Raw genomic sequence first — 18,106 nt, forward strand, 5'->3', positions numbered from 1 at the left:
TGCGCAGGAAAGGAGCCACTCGTGGAAGAGCTGTTGCGGGAATATCTCCCGATCCTGGTGTTTCTAGCCGTCGCCGTGGGCCTTGGAATCGTCCTGATTCTGGCCGCCGTCGTTCTGGCTGTCCGCAATCCCGACCCCGAAAAGGTCAGCGCCTATGAATGCGGGTTCAACGCGTTCGACGATGCGCGGATGAAGTTCGATGTCCGATTCTATCTGGTGTCGATCCTGTTCATCATCTTCGACCTCGAGATTGCGTTCCTGTTTCCCTGGGCCGTGGGCTTCAAGGACATCAGCGATGTCGGCTTCTGGTCGATGATGGTGTTCCTGGGCGTTCTGACCATCGGCTTTGCCTATGAATGGAAGAAGGGGGCCCTGGAATGGGAGTGATGACGGGTGCAAACACCGCGGGCGTCGACAAGGAAGCCGCCACTCAGGCCCTGAACGCCGAGCTGCAGGACAAAGGGTTCCTGCTGACCTCGTCCGAGGACATCATCAACTGGGCGCGCACCGGCTCGCTGCACTGGATGACCTTTGGTCTGGCCTGCTGCGCGGTCGAGATGATGCACACCTCGATGCCGCGCTACGACGCCGAACGCTTCGGCATCGCGCCGCGCGCATCCCCGCGCCAGTCGGACGTGATGATCGTGGCCGGTACGCTGACCAACAAGATGGCCCCGGCGCTGCGCAAGGTCTATGACCAGATGCCCGAGCCGCGCTATGTGATCTCGATGGGATCCTGCGCCAATGGTGGTGGCTATTACCACTATTCCTATTCCGTCGTGCGTGGTTGCGACCGCATCGTTCCGGTGGACATCTATGTGCCCGGCTGCCCGCCGACGGCCGAGGCGCTGCTGTACGGTCTGCTGCAGCTGCAGCGCAAGATCCGCCGCACCGGCACCATCGTCCGCTGAGGAGGGACCGAGATGAGCGAAGCACTCAAGGAACTCGGCACGCATATCGAGCTGAAGCGCACGGACTGTGTTCTGTCATGGAGCGTAGCCCATGACGAGCTGACGGTTGATGTTGCGCCCTCGAGCCTGGTGGAGTTTGTCGAGTTTCTGAAAACGGATCAGAACTGCAAGTTTTCGACCTTGGTCGACATTACCGGAGTTGATTACCCCGAACGTGCCAAACGGTTCGACGTGGTTTACCACTTTCTTTCGATGTACCAGAACCAGCGTATCCGTATCCGGATTTCGGTGCGCGAGGAAGACATGGTTCCGTCGATCGTCGATGTGCACCCCTCGGCCAACTGGTTCGAGCGTGAAGTGTTCGACATGTTCGGCATCCTGTTCTCGGGCCACCCGGACCTGCGTCGCATCCTGACCGACTATGGCTTCCGCGGCTATCCGCTGCGCAAGGATTTTCCGACTACCGGGTATATCGAAGTCCGCTACGACGAAGCGCAGAAACGGGTCGTGTACGAACCGGTCTCGCTGGTTCAGGAGTATCGCCAGTTTGATTTCATGAGCCCGTGGGAAGGTGCGAACTATGTTCTGCCGGGGGATGAAAAACAGGAGACCTGACAATGGGTGGCATCTGGTGGCTGATCCTTTCTGCACTGACCATCATTCCGATGGTGAAGATTTTGCCGTTTTTCGGGATCAACAAATACTGGTGCCTTCTTTGCCTGGTCCCATTCGGCACGATCGCGTTGCTGTGGTGGGTCGGGTTGAAACTGCAGGAACTGGAGCGCCGCTGAGATGGTCATGCTGCTGGGGGAACTGATTGCGTTGGGTGCGCTGGGGGTCCTGCTGGCGGGGGCCGCAGCCAAAGCGCTTGAGGCGGAAAAGGTCCGGGTTCGGGCCGAAGCGAAAAAGAAACGAGGGCGTTGATGGACGGCTCAAGATACGATGACGGCAGCACGGACGCGCTGAGCGGAGAACAGAAGATCCGCAATTTCAACATCAACTTCGGCCCGCAGCACCCTGCGGCGCACGGAGTTTTGCGTCTTGTGCTTGAGCTGGACGGCGAGATCGTCGAGCGTTGCGACCCACATATCGGCCTGCTGCACCGCGGTACCGAAAAGCTGATGGAAAGCCGGACGTATCTGCAGAACCTGCCATATTTCGACCGGTTGGACTATGTGGCGCCGATGAACCAGGAACATGCCTGGTGCCTGGCCATCGAAAAGCTGACCGGCGTCGGAGTTCCGCGCCGGGCCTCGTTGATCCGGGTCCTGTATTCCGAGATTGGGCGCGTTTTGAACCATCTGCTCAACGTGACCACGCAGGCGATGGACGTGGGCGCGCTGACCCCGCCGCTGTGGGGCTTTGAAGAGCGCGAAAAGCTGATGGTGTTCTACGAGCGTGCCTGCGGTGCGCGCCTGCACGCGGCCTATTTCCGCCCCGGCGGTGTGCATCAGGACTTGCCGCCCGAGTTGCTGGATGACATCGAGACCTGGAGCCACGAGTTCCCCGCCGTTCTGGACGACATTGACGGGCTGCTGACCGAGAACCGCATCTTCAAACAGCGCAACTGCGACATCGGCGTGGTCACCGAGGAGGATATCCAGCAATACGGCTTCTCGGGCGTGATGGTGCGCGGATCGGGCTTGGCCTGGGACCTGCGTCGCGCGCAACCCTATGAATGCTACGACGAGTTTGAGTTCCAGATCCCCGTTGGCAAGAACGGGGACTGCTACGATCGTTACCTGGTGCGGATGGAAGAAATGCGCCAGTCGGTGTCGATCATCCGGCAGGCCATCGCCAAGCTGCGCGACTGCCCGGGCGACATTTTGGCCCGCGGCAAGATCACCCCGCCGAAACGCTCGGACATGAAGACCTCGATGGAGAGCCTGATCCATCACTTCAAACTTTACACCGAAGGCTTCCACGTCCCCGCAGGCGAAGTCTATGCCGCCGTCGAAGCGCCCAAAGGCGAGTTCGGCGTCTATCTGGTCGCCGACGGCACCAACAAGCCGTACCGCGCCAAGCTGCGTGCGCCCGGTTTCCTGCACCTACAAGCCATGGACCACGTCGCCAAGGGCCACCAACTGGCCGACGTCGCTGCCATCATTGGCACCATGGACGTCGTATTTGGAGAGATTGACCGCTAATGCTCCGCCGTCTTCATCCCGAACAACCCGAAAGCTTTGCCTTCACCGCCGCCAACCAGCAATGGGCCGAAGCGCAGATCACCAAATACCCCGAGGGCCGTCAGGCCAGCGCGGTCATCCCGCTGCTCTGGCGCGCGCAAGAGCAGGAGGGTTGGCTGAGCCGCCCGGCGATTGAAACCGTCGCTGACATGCTGGGCATGTCCTACATCCGGGTGCTTGAGGTTGCGTCCTTCTACTTCATGTTCCAGCTGCAACCGGTTGGTTCCATTTCGCATATTCAGGTTTGTGGCACGACGTCCTGCATGATCTGCGGGGCCGAGGATCTGATTGCTGTCTGCCGCGAAAAGATCGCGCCCAAGCCGCACCAGCTGTCGGCGGACGGCAAGCTGAGCTGGGAAGAGGTCGAGTGCCTGGGTTCCTGCACCAACGCGCCGATGGCACAGATCGGTAAAGACTATTACGAGGACCTGACCGCCGAGAGTTTTGGTCGGATCATTGATGAACTGGCCGCTGGCAAGGTTCCGGAGCCCGGGCCCCAGAATGGGCGCTATGCGGCCGAGCCTCTGGGCGGGGTGACCAGCCTGAAGGACTACGAGGGTGGCAAGGCAAAGCACAATGCCAGTGTACAACTGGCGACGGAACTGGGCGATACCGTCAAGCGCATCGACGGAAACGAGGTTCCGATACTAACGCCATGGTTGGGCAAGGATGGCAAGGCCGCCGGAGCGAAAGCCGCACCCAAGCCGCCGAAGGTGCCAGAGCAGGGCAAACCAGCCGCCCGTCAGGCCGCGCCCAAGAAATCCGCCAAGGCGGAGCCATCTTCGCCCGAGGGCGCCGCGGCCAAGCCAGAAGCGACTGAGGCTCAGCCCGAAACGCTGAGCGGTGCGCGCGGCGGCAAGCCCGACGACCTCAAGCTGCTGAAAGGTGTGGGGCCGAAGCTCGAGCAGACGCTGAACGAGCTCGGGTTCTACCACTTCGATCAGATCGCAGCTTGGACGCCAGAACATGTGGCCTGGGTTGATGCCCGGCTGAAGTTCAAGGGCCGGATCGAACGCGACGGTTGGATCGAGCAGGCGGCCAAGCTGGCTGCTGGCGAGGAAACCGAATTTGCCAAACGTGCCAAGCAAGACGGCACCTACGAAGACTGAGAGACGGTGCCCGATACGGGCATCGGAGTGTGATGGACAAGGACAAGGAACAGGCCATCGCCCGCAAGGGCCGACATATTGGCGTGGTCATCGCGGTGACCATGCTTTTGTGGCTTGCCATGACCCTGTTCATCGGCCCGGCGCTGGAGCTGCCGGGACGCTTTGCGCTGCTGTTTGATTTCGCCGCGATCGCGGCGTTCATCTATGCGGGCGTCAACATATTTCAACTCTGGCGCATGCGTCAGGACAGCTGAAGGTAACACGCGATGCTGAAGGATCAGGACCGGATCTTTACCAACATCTACGGGATGCACGAGCGCACCTTGAAGGGCGCTCAGGCCCGGGGGCATTGGGACGGCACTGCTGGCCTGATGGAGAAGGGTCGCGACTGGATCATCCAGACGATGAAAGACTCAGGGTTGCGCGGGCGCGGCGGTGCGGGCTTCCCGACCGGCCTGAAATGGTCGTTCATGCCGAAGGAAAGCGATGGCCGCCCGTCCTATCTGGTCGTAAACGCCGACGAATCCGAACCGGGCACCTGCAAGGACCGCGAGATCATGCGCCACGATCCGCACACGCTGATCGAAGGCTGCCTGATTGCGTCTTTCGCGATGAATGCGCACACCTGCTACATCTACCTGCGCGGCGAGTACATTCGTGAGCGCGAGGCGCTGCAGGCTGCAATCGACGAGGCCTATGATGCGGGCCTGCTGGGCAAGAACGCCGCTGGATCAGGATGGGATTTCGACCTTTTCCTGCATCACGGGGCAGGCGCCTATATCTGTGGCGAGGAAACCGCGCTGATCGAAAGCCTGGAAGGCAAGAAGGGCATGCCGCGCATGAAGCCGCCGTTCCCGGCGGGGGCGGGTCTGTATGGCTGCCCGACCACGGTGAACAACGTGGAATCCATCGCCGTCGTGCCTACGATCCTGCGGCGTGGTGCCGACTGGTTCGCCGGTTTCGGTCGCCAGAACAACGCGGGCACCAAGCTGTTTGCCGTCTCGGGTCACGTCAATACCCCCTGTGTGGTCGAAGAGGCGATGTCGATCAGCTTTGAAGAATTGATCGAGACCCATTGCGGTGGCATCCGCGGCGGGTGGGACAACCTGTTGGCCGTGATCCCCGGTGGATCGTCCGTGCCTTGCGTGCGCGGCGAGAACATGCGCGACGCGATAATGGATTTCGACTATCTGCGGAACGACCTGGGCTCGGGGCTTGGCACGGCGGCGGTGATCGTGATGGACAAGTCCACCGACATCATCAAGGCCATCTGGCGGCTGTCGAAATTCTACAAGCACGAAAGCTGCGGCCAGTGCACGCCCTGCCGCGAAGGCACGGGCTGGATGATGCGGGTGATGGACCGCCTGGTGCGCGGCGAGGCCGAACTGGAAGAGATCGACATGCTGTTCGAGGTGACCAAGCAGGTCGAAGGCCATACGATCTGTGCGCTGGGTGACGCGGCCGCATGGCCGATCCAGGGCCTGATCCGCAACTTCCGCGAAGAAATCGAAGACCGCATCAAGGCTCAGAAATCGGGCCGTATGGGTGCGATGGCGGCGGAGTGACGATGATGGAAGCCTATGCAGAGTATTCCCATGCGATTGCGTCTTTGGTGATTTTCACACTGGTCGTTTTGTTCCTGTCGCCGTTTTCGGCACTGGCGAAACAGGGCAAAGGGCTGGCTCCCGGCGCGACCCCCGACCAGGACTACGCCGACAAGGCCTATCGCCTGAACCGTGCCTACCTGAACGGCACCGAGACTTTGCCCGCGTTTCTGACCGTTACTGTGGCGGCCATTCTGTTGGGTGCCAGCCCGTTCTGGGTGAACTGGCTGGCCGCGATTGCCTTGGTCGCGCGACTGGTGATGCTTGTCGTACACATTCAAGGCGTCGGCAAACCGCATAGCGGTATTCGTTCTGTCCTTTATGTGGTGGCGTGGGCCTGCATGTTCGTGATTGGGATCCTTGCATTGGTGGCTGCGTTCTGATGGCCGTCACACTTGTTGATATCACCGCGAACCTGCGCCGCCCGGCTGTCGGTGTCCTTGTTCTGCTGACGCTGCTTTCGGCCTGCGGGACAGCGCCAACCAGTGACCGGATCCTGTTTGACGGCAAGTCGTTTCGGGCCAAGGCAAAGCCGGTCGACAAGAAACGGTCGCCTGCGGATTTCACCGTGACGATCAAAGGCGTGTCGGCTTCGCTGGACGGCGCGCGCGAGGCTGGTCGGTACGAGGGCACCCGGTTCTGCATTCAGAATTTCGGTTCCTCCCGCATTGCGTGGAAGGTTGGTCCTGACACCGAACCGCAGAACCTGCGCGTCGAAAACGACAGCCTGACATTTGCCGGAGCCTGTCAACGACCATGAGCTTCGCTATTGCATATCCTGCGCAGATCGGACGGTCGTTATTGCATAACAGCCGTGCCGCGGAACGTCTTGGGGAACCCAAGACGAAAGGATATGTCATGAAACTTGTGAAACTTGCCGCATTTGCCTGTGCGATGGCGTTGCCCGTCTCGGCGGACGCCAAACCGCCCTTGCGCGAAGTCAAGGAAATCGACAACGAGCTCTACTACATCGCCATCGCAAATGAGATCTCGGAATACTGCCCGTCGATCAGTGGGCGGCGTATGAAGGCAATCGGCGTGATGTGGAGCCTGCGGTCCAAGGCCAACAGCCTGGGTTATTCGGACGGCGAGATCCGGGCCTATGTCGAGTCGGATTCCGAAAAGGCGCGGATGCGGGCCAAAGGCGAGAAATACCTCGCGCAGAACGGCGTGAGCTACGGAAAAGCTGAAACATTCTGTGCCCTGGGGCGCAAGGAAATCGAACGAAACAGCGCCATTGGCGTGTATTTGAGGGCGAACTAGACCATGTCTGACCTCCGCAAGATCGTAATCGACGACAAGGAAATCGAAGTCGATGGCGCGATGACCCTGATCCAGGCCTGCGAACAGGCCGGGGTCGAGGTGCCACGGTTCTGCTATCATGAGCGCCTGTCGATTGCCGGTAACTGCCGCATGTGCCTGGTCGAGGTCGTGGGCGGGCCGCCCAAGCCCGCCGCTTCGTGCGCGATGCAGGTCCGCGATCTGCGCCCTGGGCCGGAGGGTCAACCGCCCGTGGTCAAGACCAACTCTCCCATGGTCAAGAAGGCCCGGGAAGGGGTCATGGAGTTTCTGCTGATCAACCACCCCTTGGATTGCCCGATCTGTGACCAGGGCGGTGAATGCGATCTGCAGGACCAGGCAATGGCCTACGGTATGTCGGCCAGCCGGTTCAAAGAAGCCAAGCGGGCCGTGGATGATCTGGATCTTGGCCCGCTGGTTGGTACGGCCATGACCCGCTGTATCAGCTGCACCCGCTGTGTGCGTTTCACGACCGAGATCGCGGGTATAGACCAGATGGGTCAGACGGGTCGGGGCGAGGATGCGGAAATTACCTCATACCTGAACCAGACCCTGGATTCGAACCTGCAGGGCAACATCATTGACCTGTGTCCGGTGGGGGCGCTGACTTCCAAGCCTTATGCCTTTACCGCACGCCCCTGGGAACTGACAAAGACCGAAACCATCGACGTGATGGATGCGCTGGGATCGAACATTCGTGTCGATACCAAGGGCCGCGAAGTGATGCGCATTCTGCCGCGCAACCATGATGGCGTGAACGAAGAGTGGATCTCGGACAAGACGCGTTTCGTCTGGGACGGTTTGCGCCGTCAACGTCTGGACACGCCCTATATCCGTGAAAACGGTCGCCTGCGCGCCGCCAGCTGGCCCGAGGCTTTGGCCACCGCCGCAGCGGCGATGAAGGGCAAGAAGGTTGCCGGTCTGATCGGCGATCTGGTTCCTGTCGAAGCCGCCTTTGCGTTGAAGCAGATGATCGAGGGGCTGGGTGGAAAGGTCGAATGCCGAACCGACAATGCCCGCCTGCCTATCGGCAACCGTTCGGGCTATGTCGGCAATGTGACGATCGAGGAGATCGACACGGCGAAAGAGATCATCCTGATCGGCACCAACCCGCGGGACGAGGCCCCGGTGCTGAATGCGCGCATCCGCAAGGCGTGGCTGGCGGGCGCCGATGTCAAATTGATCGGCCCGGCCGTTGATCTGACTTATGATTACGAGCACCTCGGCACCAACCGCGATGCGCTGGCCAAGGCCAAGGCAAGCAGCGAAGCCGTTGTGATCGTCGGACAGGGCGCCGTGTCCGAGGCAGACGGTCTGGCCGTTTTGGCCGCCGCGCGCGCGCTGTCGGGTCGGATGCTTGTTCTGCACACTGCAGCGGCCCGCGTTGGTGCGATGGATGTGGGTGCCGCGACGGAGGGTGGCCTTGAGGCTGCAATCGACGGCGCCGAGGTGATCTTCAACCTGGGCGCGGACGAGGTCGATATAGATGCGGGTCCATTCGTCATCTACCAGGGCAGCCACGGAGACCGCGGTGCGCACCGCGCCGACGTCATCCTGCCAGGCGCAGCCTATACCGAGGAAAACGGTCTGTTCGTCAACACCGAGGGTCGCCCTCAATTGGCGATGCGCGCCGGATTTGCGCCGGGTGAAGCCAAGGAAAACTGGGCGATCCTGCGGGCGCTTTCGGCGGAGTTGGGCGAGAAACTTCCTTATGACACGTTGGCCCAGCTGCGGCAAAAGCTGATCGAAGCAGTGCCGCATCTGGCCGCGATCGACCAAGTGCCCGAGAACGAAGAACAGGCAATCGAGGCCGGACCTTTGGGGCAGGCCGATTTCCGGACCGTGATCAAGGATTTCTATCTGACCAACCCGATTGCAAGAGCCTCGCAGTTGATGGCCGAGCTTTCGGCGCTGGCCAAGGCGCGCGGTGACCAAAAGATTGCCGCGGAATGAGGTTTGCAACGACCATAAAACGCAAAGCGGGCGGAAGCCCGAGCTCGTTTTTCCGAGAGGAGATACGAGGGGCGTGGTCGTGTGTTTTGCCGAATGAAATGAAGGAAAAAGGTGGCGTGCAGGCAGCGGATGCTGTTTACACCAACTCGCCAAACCAATCGCAGGCGACGCGAGTCTCCGACCGGCCGGTCGGGCCTCGCGATGGCAGCGGAAAACGGAATACCCACGGTGTGAGGACCAATGGCTGAATTCTTTGACACCCCAGGCGGAATAGCCCTGATCATATTGGCGCAGGTGCTGGCCGTCGTGGCCTTCGTGATGATCTCGCTGTTGTTTCTGGTCTATGGCGACCGCAAGATCTGGGCCGCGGTCCAGATGCGTCGCGGCCCCAACGTGGTTGGCGTTTACGGCCTGCTGCAATCGGTGGCGGACGCGCTGAAATACGTCGTCAAAGAGGTGGTGATCCCTGCCGGCGCGGACCGGACTGTGTTCATCCTGGCGCCGCTGACGTCGTTCGTGCTGGCCATGATCGCCTGGGCGGTCATTCCGTTCAATGACGGCTGGGTCCTGTCCGACATCAACGTGGCTATCCTCTATGTGTTCGCGGTGTCCTCGCTCGAGGTGTACGGTGTGATCATGGGCGGATGGGCGTCGAACTCGAAATACCCGTTCCTGGGCTCGTTGCGCTCGGCCGCGCAGATGATTTCGTATGAGGTTTCGATCGGCCTGATCATCATCGGGGTGATCATTTCGACCGGGTCGATGAATTTTGGTGACATCGTGCGGGCGCAGGATGGCTCGTTCGGGTTCTTCAGCTGGTACTGGCTGCCGCATTTCCCGATGGTCTTCCTGTTCTTCATCTCGGCCCTGGCCGAGACCAACCGCCCGCCGTTCGACCTTCCGGAAGCGGAATCGGAACTGGTCGCAGGCTATCAGGTCGAATACTCGGCAACGCCCTTCCTGCTGTTCATGGCGGGCGAATACATCGCCATCTTCCTGATGTGCGCGCTGACCACGCTGCTGTTCTTCGGCGGCTGGCTGTCGCCGATCCCCGGCCTGCCCGATGGCGTGCTGTGGATGGTCGCCAAGATGGCGTTCTTCTTCTTCCTCTTCGCGATGGTCAAGGCGATCACGCCCCGCTACCGCTATGACCAGCTGATGCGGCTGGGCTGGAAAGTGTTCCTGCCGTTCAGCCTGGTGTGGGTGGTGTTCGTGGCCTTTGCGGCGAAATTCGACTGGTTCTGGGGTGCATTCGCCCGTTGGAGCGTAGGAGGCTGACAATGGCAAATATCGACTATACCCGCGCGGCCAAATACTTCCTCCTGCAGGATATCTGGGTCGGCATGAAGCTGGGGTTGAAGTACTTCTTCGCCCCCAAGGCCACCGTGAACTACCCGCACGAAAAGGGCCCGCTGTCGCCCCGGTTCCGCGGTGAACACGCCCTGCGCCGTTACCCCAACGGCGAGGAGCGCTGCATCGCCTGCAAATTGTGCGAAGCTGTGTGCCCCGCGCAGGCCATCACAATCGACGCCGAACCGCGCCAGGACGGCAGCCGCCGTACCACGCGCTATGACATCGACATGACCAAGTGCATCTACTGCGGCTTCTGCCAAGAGGCCTGCCCGGTCGATGCCATCGTCGAAGGACCTAATTTCGAATTCGCCACGGAAACCCGCGAAGAGCTGTTCTATGACAAGCAGAAGCTGCTGGACAACGGTGAACGCTGGGAAGCCGAGATCGCCCGCAATCTGGAACTGGACGCGCCCTACCGATGAGCGATCCGACGAAAAACCCATTCGAGCAGATGCTCAGACAGGCGCATGACATGGCCAAGGCGTTCAACCCGGCGCTGGAGAGCTATTCGCCCGTCGACGCGATGCGCGGCTTCGAGGCGTTGTGGCCGACCATGCCCAAGGAGGTCATGGAGATGATGTTCGGCAACACCGTCAATCCGGGCGGACTGGATGCCAAGACCCGCCTGTTGCTGACGCTGGCCGGGCTGACCTGTCAGGGCGCACAGGCCGACACGGCCCTGCGCCAGACGGTACGCCATGCCATCGAGGCAGGGGCCAAGAAACAAGAGATCGTGGAAACGATCGGTCAGATGTCGGTCTTTGCCGGCATCCCGGCCATGACCCGGGCGCTGGAACTGGCGCAGGAGGCCATGGGCGAAAACGAGGAAGATGACCAATGAGCGTATTTGCCTTTTACCTCTTTGCCATCAGCGCCATCACCGGCGGGCTGTTCACCGTGATCAGCCGGCAGCCGGTGCATTCGGTGCTGTGGCTGATCCTGGCCTTCCTTTCGTCGGCGGGACTGTTCGTGCTGCTGGGGGCGGAATTCGTCGCCATGCTGCTGATCATCGTCTATGTCGGCGCGGTGGCGGTGCTGTTCCTGTTCGTGGTGATGATGCTGGACGTGGACTTTGCCGAGCTCAAGGCCGAGATGGCGCGCTACATGCCTCTGGCCCTGCTGATCGGTCTGGTCATCCTGATGCAGTTCGTCATGGCCTTTGGCGCCTGGGACAGCGCACAAGGCGCGGCGGCCAACCTGGCCCAGCCGATCCCTGCCGACCGCCACAACACCGAGGCACTGGGTGTCATCCTTTACGATCAATACTTCCTTTTGTTCCAACTGGCAGGCCTGATCCTGCTGGTGGCCATGATCGGCGCCATTGTGCTGACGCTGCGCCACCGCAAGGACATCAAGCGTCAGGACATCGTCGGCCAGATGATGCGTGACCCGGCCAAGGCGATGGAGTTGAAGGACGTGAAACCGGGGCAGGGACTTTGAGACGATGATCGGACTTGAACACTATCTTACCGTCGCGGCGACGCTGTTCGTCATCGGCATCTTCGGTCTCTTCCTGAACCGCAAGAACGTCATCATCCTGCTGATGAGCATCGAACTGATGCTGTTGGCGGTGAACATCAACCTCGTGGCGTTTTCCAGCTTTCTCGGCGATCTGGTCGGGCAGGTGTTTACGCTGTTCGTGCTGACCGTGGCCGCGGCCGAGGCTGCGATCGGGCTGGCCATTCTGGTCTGCTTCTTCCGCAACCGCGGCACTATCGCGGTTGAAGACGTCAACATGATGAAGGGGTAAGGGATCATGGAAACCACAATCCTCTTTGCCCCGCTCGTGGGCGCGCTGATCTGCGGCTTCGGCTGGAAGTTCATCGGCGAAAAGGCCGCGCTGTGGACGGCCACGGGCCTGCTGTTCCTGGCCTGTCTGCTGTCGTGGATCGTCTTCTTCAGCTTTGACGGACAGACCCAGCAGATCGAGATCATGCGCTGGATCGAGAGCGGCTCGCTGTCGACCTCATGGGCCATTCGTCTGGACCGGCTGACCGCCATAATGCTGATCGTCGTCACCACGGTTTCGGCGCTCGTGCACCTTTATTCGTTCGGCTACATGGATCACGATCCACAGTGGCGCGAGGGCGAAAGCTACAAGCCGCGCTTCTTTGCCTATCTGTCCTTCTTCACCTTCGCCATGCTTATGCTGGTGACGGCCGACAACCTCGTACAGATGTTCTTCGGCTGGGAAGGCGTGGGCGTCGCGTCGTACCTGCTGATCGGTTTCTACTACCGCAAACCTTCAGCTAATGCGGCGGCGATGAAAGCGTTCATCGTCAACCGTGTGGGCGACTTCGGCTTCGCGCTTGGGATATTTGCGCTGTTCTTCCTGACCGACAGCATCAACTTCTCGGATATCTTTGCCGCTGCACCCCAGCTGGCAGAAACGCAACTGACCTTCCTGTGGGGCGAATGGACCGCGATCGAGGTCATCTGCGTGCTACTGTTCATCGGTGCGATGGGCAAGTCGGCGCAGTTGATCCTGCACACCTGGTTGCCGGACGCGATGGAGGGCCCGACGCCCGTGTCGGCGCTGATCCACGCGGCCACCATGGTGACGGCCGGTGTGTTCCTGGTTTGCCGCATGTCGCCGCTGATGGAGTTCGCGCCAGGAGCAACCGGGTTCGTCACCGTGCTGGGGGCTGCCACCGCTTTCTTTGCCGCGACCGTGGGCTTGGTGCAGACGGACATCAAACGCGTGATCGCCTATTCGACCTGCTCGCAGCTGGGCTACATGTTCGTGGCCGCGGGCGTGGGCATGTATTCGGCGGCGATGTTCCACCTGTTCACGCATGCCTTCTTCAAGGCGCTCTTGTTCCTGGGGGCGGGTTCGGTGATCCACGCCATGCACCACGAACAGGACATGATGAACTATGGCAACCTGCGCAAGAAGATCCCCTATACCTTCTGGGCGATGATGATCGGTACCCTGGCCATCACCGGTGTCGGCATCCCGCTGACCACGATCGGCTTTGCTGGCTTCTTGTCCAAGGATGCCATCATCGAAAGCGCCTATGCCGGCGGATCGGCCTTCGGGTTCTGGGCGCTGGTGATCGCGGCCGCGATGACCTCGTTCTACAGCTGGCGCTTGATCTTCCTGACCTTCTATGGCGAGGAGCGGGGCGACAAGCACACGCATGAGCACGCGCATGAAAGCCCGATGGTCATGCTGGTGCCGCTGGGTGTTCTGTCGCTGGGCGCCGTGTTCGCGGGTATGATCTGGTACAACAACTTCTTCGGTCACGCCGATCAGGTGGGCAAGTTCTATGGCATTCCGGTTGCCGAGGCGCATGCCGACGCCGGTGACCATGCCAAGGCCGATGAACATGGCGACGACACGCATGCCACCGAATCCCATGGCGACGAGGCTGCGCATGATGACAAGGCGAAGGGCGGAGATCACCACTATGCCTTTGTCGGCAAACCGGGCGAGGGTGCGCTGTACATCGCGCCGGACAATCATGTTCTGGACGATGCGCATGCGGCGCCGAAATGGGTCAAATTCTCGCCGTTCGTCGCGATGCTTCTGGGCTTTGGGCTGGCCTACCTGTTCTACATCGTGAACCCGGCGCTGCCGGGTCGCCTGGCCGAGAACCAGCGTCCGCTGTACCTGTTCCTCAAGAACAAGTGGTACTTTGACGAAATCTACGACGCGATCCTTGTCAAACCGACTGTGGCCCTTGGCCGGTTCCTGTGGAAGGGCGGTGACGGCAAGACGATCGACGGTTTCCTGAACGGAGTAGCAATGGGCGTCGTTCCCTTCTTCACCCGCCTCGCAGGCAAGGCGCAGACGGGCTACATCTTCACTTACGCCTTCTGGATGGTTCTGGGGATCGCCGCCCTGGTCACCTGGATGTCGATCGGCGGAGGCGCAAACTGATGGACAATATCCTATCCATTGTAACGTTCATTCCGGCCATTTCCGCCGGTCTGATGGCGCTGTTCCTGCACGGGAACGATGTGGCCGCACAGCGCAATGCCAAGTGGATCGCGCTGGTTGCGACCACCGTGACCTTCCTTGTTTCGATCGGGATTTACACCGAGTTCGACCCATCGAACACCGGCTTCCAGATGGTGGAAGAGGGTCAGTGGCTGCTGGGCCTGAAGTACAAGATGGGCGTGGATGGCATCAGCGTTCTGTTCGTGCTGCTGACCACCTTCATCATGCCGCTGACCATCTTGGCCAGCTGGAACGTGACCGACCGGGTCAAGGAATACATGATCGCCTTCCTGCTTCTGGAAACGCTGATGCTCGGCGTGTTCATGGCGCTGGATCTGGTGCTGTTCTACCTGTTCTTCGAAGCCGGGCTGATCCCGATGTTCCTGATCATCGGGATCTGGGGCGGCAAGGACCGGATCTACGCCAGCTTCAAGTTCTTCCTCTACACCTTCCTCGGCTCGGTTCTGATGCTGGTGGCGATGGTAGCGATGTATGCGGATGCAGGCACAACGGACATTGCCGCGCTCATGACGCACCAGTTCTCGTCCGAGAGCTTCAGCGTGCTGGGTGTCCACGTTGTCGGCGGTATGCAGACGCTGATGTTCCTCGCGTTCTTTGCGTCCTTCGCGGTGAAGATGCCGATGTGGCCCGTGCACACCTGGTTGCCAGACGCGCACGTTCAGGCACCGACGGCGGGCTCGGTCGTGCTGGCGGCAATTCTGCTGAAGATGGGTGGCTATGGTTTCCTGCGTTTTAGCTTGCCCATGTTCCCTGTCGGGTCGGCCGTGATGACCGATCTGGTGCTGTGGCTGTCGGCAATCGCCGTGGTCTATACCTCGTTGGTGGCGCTGGTGCAGGAGGACATGAAAAAGCTGATCGCCTATTCTTCGGTCGCGCATATGGGTTTTGTGACCATGGGCATCTTTGCCGCCAACCAGCAGGGCATCGACGGGGCGATCTTCCAGATGCTCAGCCACGGGTTCATCTCGGCCGCGCTGTTCCTTTGTGTTGGCGTGATCTACGACCGGATGCACACCCGCGACATCGAGGCCTATGGCGGCCTGGTGATCCGGATGCCGGCCTATGCGTTGGTGTTCATGCTGTTCACCATGGCCAATGTGGGCCTGCCGGGCACCAGCGGGTTCATCGGCGAATTCCTAACGCTGATGGGCACCTTCCAGGTCAACACCTGGGTGACCGCAGTGGCGGCCAGCGGTGTGATCTTCTCGGCAGCTTATGCGCTGTGGCTGTATCGCCGCGTGGTCTTTGGCGACCTGATCAAGGAAAGCCTCAAGTCGATCACCGACATGAGCACACGCGAGCGTCTGATCTTTGCGCCGCTGATCGTCATGACCATCCTGCTGGGCGTCTATCCGTCGCTGGTCACCGACGTGATCGGCAATTCGACCGCCGCGCTGATTTCGAACTATGACACGGCTCTGGCCGCGGCCGAGGCCGCGACCCAGGTCGCTTCGCACTAAGGGAGCTTTGGAGACATGATCCAGGCTGATCTCACTGTAATTCTGCCGGAAATCATTCTGGCGATCTATGCGATGGCGGCGCTGATCGGAGCTGTCTACACCAGCAAGGACGCGCTGGCTCCGGTTCTGGTCTGGACGACGGCCGGACTGATGGCGGCGCTGTCGTTCTGGATTGCGTCGAACGGCTCGGGGACCAACGTGGCCTTCAACGGCATGTTCATCGACGACGGGTTCGCCCGATTTGCAAAGGTCGCAATTCTGCTATCTGCCGCAGCGGTTCTGGTCATGAGCCAGGAATACATGGCGCGCCGGAACCTGCTGCGTTTCGAGTATCCATTGCTGGTGGCTTTGGCAGCGGTCGGCATGATGATGATGGTCAGCGCCGGCGATCTGATGTCGCTCTATATGGGTCTCGAGCTACAGTCGCTGTCTCTGTATGTCGTGGCGGCCCTGCGCCGTGACAGCGCCAAATCGACCGAGGCAGGGCTGAAGTATTTCGTTCTGGGTGCGCTCAGTTCGGGATTGCTGCTGTTCGGCGCATCTCTGGTCTATGGATTCACCGGTACGACGCTGTTCTCGGGCATCATCAACACGGTGCACCACGGAGATGTCTCCGTTGGCCTTCTGTTCGGCCTTGTTCTGCTGATCTCGGGTCTGGCATTCAAGATCTCGGCGGTTCCGTTCCACATGTGGACACCGGACGTTTACGAGGGCTCGCCCACTCCGGTGACGGCTTTCTTTGCAACCGCACCCAAAGTTGCAGCGATGGCCTTGTTCGCGCGCGTTCTGCATGATGCGTTCGGCGGTGCCATCGCGGACTGGCAGCAGGTGATCGTGCTGCTTTCGGTCCTGTCGATGTTGCTGGGGGCCGTGGCTGCCATCGGGCAGCGCGACATCAAACGGCTGATGGCCTATTCGTCAATTGCACATATGGGGTACGCGCTGATCGGTCTGGCCGCAGGCACCGAATTGGGTGTCAAAGCGATGCTGATGTATCTGGCGATCTATGTGACCATGAATATCGGCACCTTCGCCTTCATCCTGATGATGGAGCGCGACGGCAAGCCGGTGACAGACATCGACGCCCTGCGCCAGTATTCCAAGCGGGACCCGGGCAAGGCGCTGGCAGTGCTGATCCTGATGTTCAGCCTTGCCGGCGTACCGCCAATGCTGGGGTTCTTCGCCAAGTTCGGCGTCTGGCAGGCCGGTGTGCAAGCTGACCTGATTGGGTTGGTTATTGCATCGGCAATCGCCTCGGTGATCGGTGCCTTCTACTACCTGCGGATCGTCTTCTACATGTATTTCGGCGACGAAAACGAAGATCCGATCGAAACCCGCTCGACCCCGGTATTGTGGGTTGCTCTGATGGGGTCGGCCGCATTGATGTTGATCGGTGTGGTCTACCAGTTCGGGATCGAGGGCGCAGCGGCAGCCGCGGCGACGACGCTTGTCAACTGACCGTTTCAACAAAATCTGGAAAGGGGCTCGGCCATCAGGCCGGGCCTTTTTGGCATGAGCACCTGGCCCCAAGGATATGGTCTGCATATCCTGCAGGAAGTTGACAGCACCCTGAATGAGGCCGCGCGGATCGCACCCACTGCAACAGGTCCGGTCTGGATCATGGCGCATCATCAAACCGCCGCGCGTGGCAGGCGCGGCCGGGCGTGGTCCAACCCCCAGGGCAACCTGGCAGCAACCTTGTTGCTGCGGCCTGAGGGCAATCCAGAGCAGGCAGCCCTTCGCAGCTTTGTGGCGGCGCTGGCGCTTTTTGATGCCTGTGTCTCGGTCACCGGTCGCGCACAGGGGTTCGCATTGAAATGGCCGAATGACGTGTTGTTGAACGGCGGGAAACTGGCCGGCATCCTGTTGGAAAGCACAGGGCAGGGGCGCGACGTATCTCACCTTGCGATCGGCATCGGGGTGAACCTCGCAGACGCGCCTGATCCTGACTCAGTCGAGCAGGAGGCTCTGCGGCCCGTTTCGTTGTTGTCGGAAACCGGGGCTCAGGTGTCCGCCGAGGACTTTCTGACCGAACTCGCCGATGCCTACGCGAAGCTCGAAGATCAGTTTGTTACCTACGGGTTTGAACCGATCCGCAAAGCGTGGCTGGCCCGGGCCGCGAAGCTGGGCGAGGTGATTACCGCGCGCACAGGTGCTTCGGAAACCGTCGGGACCTTTGAAACGGTGGACGCGGGCGGCAACCTTGTCCTAAACACCGCCAAGGGCCGCGTCAGCATTCCGGCGGCAGACGTCTATTTCTGAAAGGG

At 60.7% G+C, this 18,106-nt stretch carries 22 protein-coding genes; all 22 read left to right on the forward strand.

Annotation, left to right across the window (positions count from 1 at the left end):
* The first annotated feature begins 21 nt into the window (after positions 1–21).
* Positions 22–387, forward strand: coding sequence for an NADH-quinone oxidoreductase subunit A (locus tag ACR0CU_RS02715; RefSeq protein ID WP_093964903.1), 366 nt, complete (start codon positions 22–24; stop codon positions 385–387).
* Entirely contained in the window at positions 378–911 is a 534-nt protein-coding gene (locus tag ACR0CU_RS02720) for a NuoB/complex I 20 kDa subunit family protein (RefSeq protein ID WP_170445042.1), read from the forward strand. Before ACR0CU_RS02715 ends, ACR0CU_RS02720 begins: the two co-directional genes overlap by 10 nt.
* A gap of 12 nt (positions 912–923) precedes the next feature.
* A complete protein-coding gene (locus ACR0CU_RS02725) occupies positions 924–1,526 on the forward strand; it encodes an NADH-quinone oxidoreductase subunit C (protein WP_170340389.1) in 603 nt (200 codons plus the stop codon).
* A 2-nt stretch (positions 1,527–1,528) separates the two neighbouring features.
* The gene (locus ACR0CU_RS02730) at positions 1,529–1,702 is read left to right on the forward strand and encodes a hypothetical protein (protein WP_010442775.1); all 174 of its coding nucleotides are present in this window, start codon (positions 1,529–1,531) and stop codon (positions 1,700–1,702) included.
* 7 nt (positions 1,703–1,709) lie between these two features.
* Positions 1,710–1,835 (forward strand): hypothetical protein, encoded by a 126-nt coding sequence (locus ACR0CU_RS02735; RefSeq protein ID WP_261391884.1) that lies wholly within the window; start codon positions 1,710–1,712, stop codon positions 1,833–1,835.
* On the forward strand, positions 1,835–3,058 hold the full coding sequence (locus tag ACR0CU_RS02740) for an NADH-quinone oxidoreductase subunit D (RefSeq protein ID WP_170369307.1): 1,224 nt from the start codon (positions 1,835–1,837) through the stop codon (positions 3,056–3,058). Before ACR0CU_RS02735 ends, ACR0CU_RS02740 begins: the two co-directional genes overlap by 1 nt.
* Positions 3,058–4,206 carry an NADH-quinone oxidoreductase subunit E gene (locus tag ACR0CU_RS02745; RefSeq protein WP_480642409.1) on the forward strand — a complete coding sequence of 383 codons (1,149 nt, stop codon included), beginning with the start codon at positions 3,058–3,060 and terminating at the stop codon, positions 4,204–4,206. Before ACR0CU_RS02740 ends, ACR0CU_RS02745 begins: the two co-directional genes overlap by 1 nt.
* Before the next feature lie 32 nt (positions 4,207–4,238).
* On the forward strand, positions 4,239–4,460 hold the full coding sequence (locus tag ACR0CU_RS02750; RefSeq protein ID WP_093964908.1) for a DUF5337 domain-containing protein: 222 nt from the start codon (positions 4,239–4,241) through the stop codon (positions 4,458–4,460).
* A gap of 12 nt (positions 4,461–4,472) precedes the next feature.
* Positions 4,473–5,771 carry an NADH-quinone oxidoreductase subunit NuoF gene (gene nuoF, locus ACR0CU_RS02755; RefSeq protein WP_093964909.1) on the forward strand — a complete coding sequence of 433 codons (1,299 nt, stop codon included), beginning with the start codon at positions 4,473–4,475 and terminating at the stop codon, positions 5,769–5,771.
* Between the two features lie 5 nt (positions 5,772–5,776).
* Entirely contained in the window at positions 5,777–6,193 is a 417-nt protein-coding gene (locus ACR0CU_RS02760) for an MAPEG family protein (RefSeq protein ID WP_170445046.1), read from the forward strand.
* Entirely contained in the window at positions 6,193–6,570 is a 378-nt protein-coding gene (locus tag ACR0CU_RS02765; protein WP_170341011.1) for a hypothetical protein, read from the forward strand. Before ACR0CU_RS02760 ends, ACR0CU_RS02765 begins: the two co-directional genes overlap by 1 nt.
* Positions 6,571–6,668: 98 nt before the next feature.
* The gene (locus ACR0CU_RS02770; RefSeq protein ID WP_170357345.1) at positions 6,669–7,073 is read left to right on the forward strand and encodes a DUF5333 domain-containing protein; all 405 of its coding nucleotides are present in this window, start codon (positions 6,669–6,671) and stop codon (positions 7,071–7,073) included.
* 3 nt (positions 7,074–7,076) lie between these two features.
* On the forward strand, positions 7,077–9,062 hold the full coding sequence (gene nuoG / locus ACR0CU_RS02775) for an NADH-quinone oxidoreductase subunit NuoG (protein WP_170445048.1): 1,986 nt from the start codon (positions 7,077–7,079) through the stop codon (positions 9,060–9,062).
* Between the two features lie 240 nt (positions 9,063–9,302).
* On the forward strand, positions 9,303–10,340 hold the full coding sequence (nuoH, locus tag ACR0CU_RS02780) for an NADH-quinone oxidoreductase subunit NuoH (RefSeq protein WP_170340401.1): 1,038 nt from the start codon (positions 9,303–9,305) through the stop codon (positions 10,338–10,340).
* A gap of 2 nt (positions 10,341–10,342) precedes the next feature.
* On the forward strand, positions 10,343–10,837 hold the full coding sequence (gene nuoI / locus ACR0CU_RS02785) for an NADH-quinone oxidoreductase subunit NuoI (protein WP_170445050.1): 495 nt from the start codon (positions 10,343–10,345) through the stop codon (positions 10,835–10,837).
* On the forward strand, positions 10,834–11,256 hold the full coding sequence (locus ACR0CU_RS02790) for a carboxymuconolactone decarboxylase family protein (RefSeq protein ID WP_170341019.1): 423 nt from the start codon (positions 10,834–10,836) through the stop codon (positions 11,254–11,256). The genes nuoI and ACR0CU_RS02790 overlap by 4 nt, the downstream gene beginning before the upstream one ends.
* The gene (locus ACR0CU_RS02795; protein ID WP_170340404.1) at positions 11,253–11,855 is read left to right on the forward strand and encodes an NADH-quinone oxidoreductase subunit J; all 603 of its coding nucleotides are present in this window, start codon (positions 11,253–11,255) and stop codon (positions 11,853–11,855) included. Before ACR0CU_RS02790 ends, ACR0CU_RS02795 begins: the two co-directional genes overlap by 4 nt.
* Positions 11,856–11,859: 4 nt before the next feature.
* Positions 11,860–12,165, forward strand: a complete 306-nt coding sequence (nuoK, locus tag ACR0CU_RS02800) for an NADH-quinone oxidoreductase subunit NuoK (protein ID WP_005984024.1) — start codon at positions 11,860–11,862, stop codon at positions 12,163–12,165.
* Positions 12,166–12,171: 6 nt separating this feature from the next.
* Entirely contained in the window at positions 12,172–14,298 is a 2,127-nt protein-coding gene (nuoL, locus tag ACR0CU_RS02805; protein WP_170445053.1) for an NADH-quinone oxidoreductase subunit L, read from the forward strand.
* Positions 14,298–15,839, forward strand: coding sequence for an NADH-quinone oxidoreductase subunit M (locus ACR0CU_RS02810; protein ID WP_480642412.1), 1,542 nt, complete (start codon positions 14,298–14,300; stop codon positions 15,837–15,839). The genes nuoL and ACR0CU_RS02810 overlap by 1 nt, the downstream gene beginning before the upstream one ends.
* A gap of 15 nt (positions 15,840–15,854) precedes the next feature.
* The gene (gene nuoN, locus ACR0CU_RS02815) at positions 15,855–17,297 is read left to right on the forward strand and encodes an NADH-quinone oxidoreductase subunit NuoN (protein ID WP_093964920.1); all 1,443 of its coding nucleotides are present in this window, start codon (positions 15,855–15,857) and stop codon (positions 17,295–17,297) included.
* A 54-nt stretch (positions 17,298–17,351) separates the two neighbouring features.
* On the forward strand, positions 17,352–18,101 hold the full coding sequence (locus ACR0CU_RS02820; protein ID WP_170450654.1) for a biotin--[acetyl-CoA-carboxylase] ligase: 750 nt from the start codon (positions 17,352–17,354) through the stop codon (positions 18,099–18,101).
* Positions 18,102–18,106: the final 5 nt, after the last annotated feature.

The organism is Ruegeria sp. BC2 (assembly GCF_056539245.1).

What these genes read in the sequence shown, in the direction of transcription:
- nuoN (WP_093964920.1), top strand. Translation starts at nt 15,855, where the DNA reads ATGATCCAGGCTGATCTCACTGTAATTCTGCCGGAAATCATTCTGGCG.
- ACR0CU_RS02720 (WP_170445042.1), top strand. Translation starts at nt 378, where the DNA reads ATGGGAGTGATGACGGGTGCAAACACCGCGGGCGTCGACAAGGAAGCC.
- ACR0CU_RS02740 (WP_170369307.1), top strand. Translation starts at nt 1,835, where the DNA reads ATGGACGGCTCAAGATACGATGACGGCAGCACGGACGCGCTGAGCGGA.
- nuoG (WP_170445048.1), top strand. Translation starts at nt 7,077, where the DNA reads ATGTCTGACCTCCGCAAGATCGTAATCGACGACAAGGAAATCGAAGTC.
- ACR0CU_RS02795 (WP_170340404.1), top strand. Translation starts at nt 11,253, where the DNA reads ATGAGCGTATTTGCCTTTTACCTCTTTGCCATCAGCGCCATCACCGGC.
- ACR0CU_RS02745 (WP_480642409.1), top strand. Translation starts at nt 3,058, where the DNA reads ATGCTCCGCCGTCTTCATCCCGAACAACCCGAAAGCTTTGCCTTCACC.
- nuoL (WP_170445053.1), top strand. Translation starts at nt 12,172, where the DNA reads ATGGAAACCACAATCCTCTTTGCCCCGCTCGTGGGCGCGCTGATCTGC.
- ACR0CU_RS02750 (WP_093964908.1), top strand. Translation starts at nt 4,239, where the DNA reads ATGGACAAGGACAAGGAACAGGCCATCGCCCGCAAGGGCCGACATATT.
- ACR0CU_RS02790 (WP_170341019.1), top strand. Translation starts at nt 10,834, where the DNA reads ATGAGCGATCCGACGAAAAACCCATTCGAGCAGATGCTCAGACAGGCG.
- ACR0CU_RS02730 (WP_010442775.1), top strand. Translation starts at nt 1,529, where the DNA reads ATGGGTGGCATCTGGTGGCTGATCCTTTCTGCACTGACCATCATTCCG.
- ACR0CU_RS02810 (WP_480642412.1), top strand. Translation starts at nt 14,298, where the DNA reads ATGGACAATATCCTATCCATTGTAACGTTCATTCCGGCCATTTCCGCC.
- nuoK (WP_005984024.1), top strand. Translation starts at nt 11,860, where the DNA reads ATGATCGGACTTGAACACTATCTTACCGTCGCGGCGACGCTGTTCGTC.
- ACR0CU_RS02735 (WP_261391884.1), top strand. Translation starts at nt 1,710, where the DNA reads ATGCTGCTGGGGGAACTGATTGCGTTGGGTGCGCTGGGGGTCCTGCTG.
- nuoF (WP_093964909.1), top strand. Translation starts at nt 4,473, where the DNA reads ATGCTGAAGGATCAGGACCGGATCTTTACCAACATCTACGGGATGCAC.
- nuoH (WP_170340401.1), top strand. Translation starts at nt 9,303, where the DNA reads ATGGCTGAATTCTTTGACACCCCAGGCGGAATAGCCCTGATCATATTG.
- ACR0CU_RS02725 (WP_170340389.1), top strand. Translation starts at nt 924, where the DNA reads ATGAGCGAAGCACTCAAGGAACTCGGCACGCATATCGAGCTGAAGCGC.
- ACR0CU_RS02765 (WP_170341011.1), top strand. Translation starts at nt 6,193, where the DNA reads ATGGCCGTCACACTTGTTGATATCACCGCGAACCTGCGCCGCCCGGCT.
- ACR0CU_RS02760 (WP_170445046.1), top strand. Translation starts at nt 5,777, where the DNA reads ATGGAAGCCTATGCAGAGTATTCCCATGCGATTGCGTCTTTGGTGATT.
- ACR0CU_RS02770 (WP_170357345.1), top strand. Translation starts at nt 6,669, where the DNA reads ATGAAACTTGTGAAACTTGCCGCATTTGCCTGTGCGATGGCGTTGCCC.
- nuoI (WP_170445050.1), top strand. Translation starts at nt 10,343, where the DNA reads ATGGCAAATATCGACTATACCCGCGCGGCCAAATACTTCCTCCTGCAG.
- ACR0CU_RS02820 (WP_170450654.1), top strand. Translation starts at nt 17,352, where the DNA reads ATGAGCACCTGGCCCCAAGGATATGGTCTGCATATCCTGCAGGAAGTT.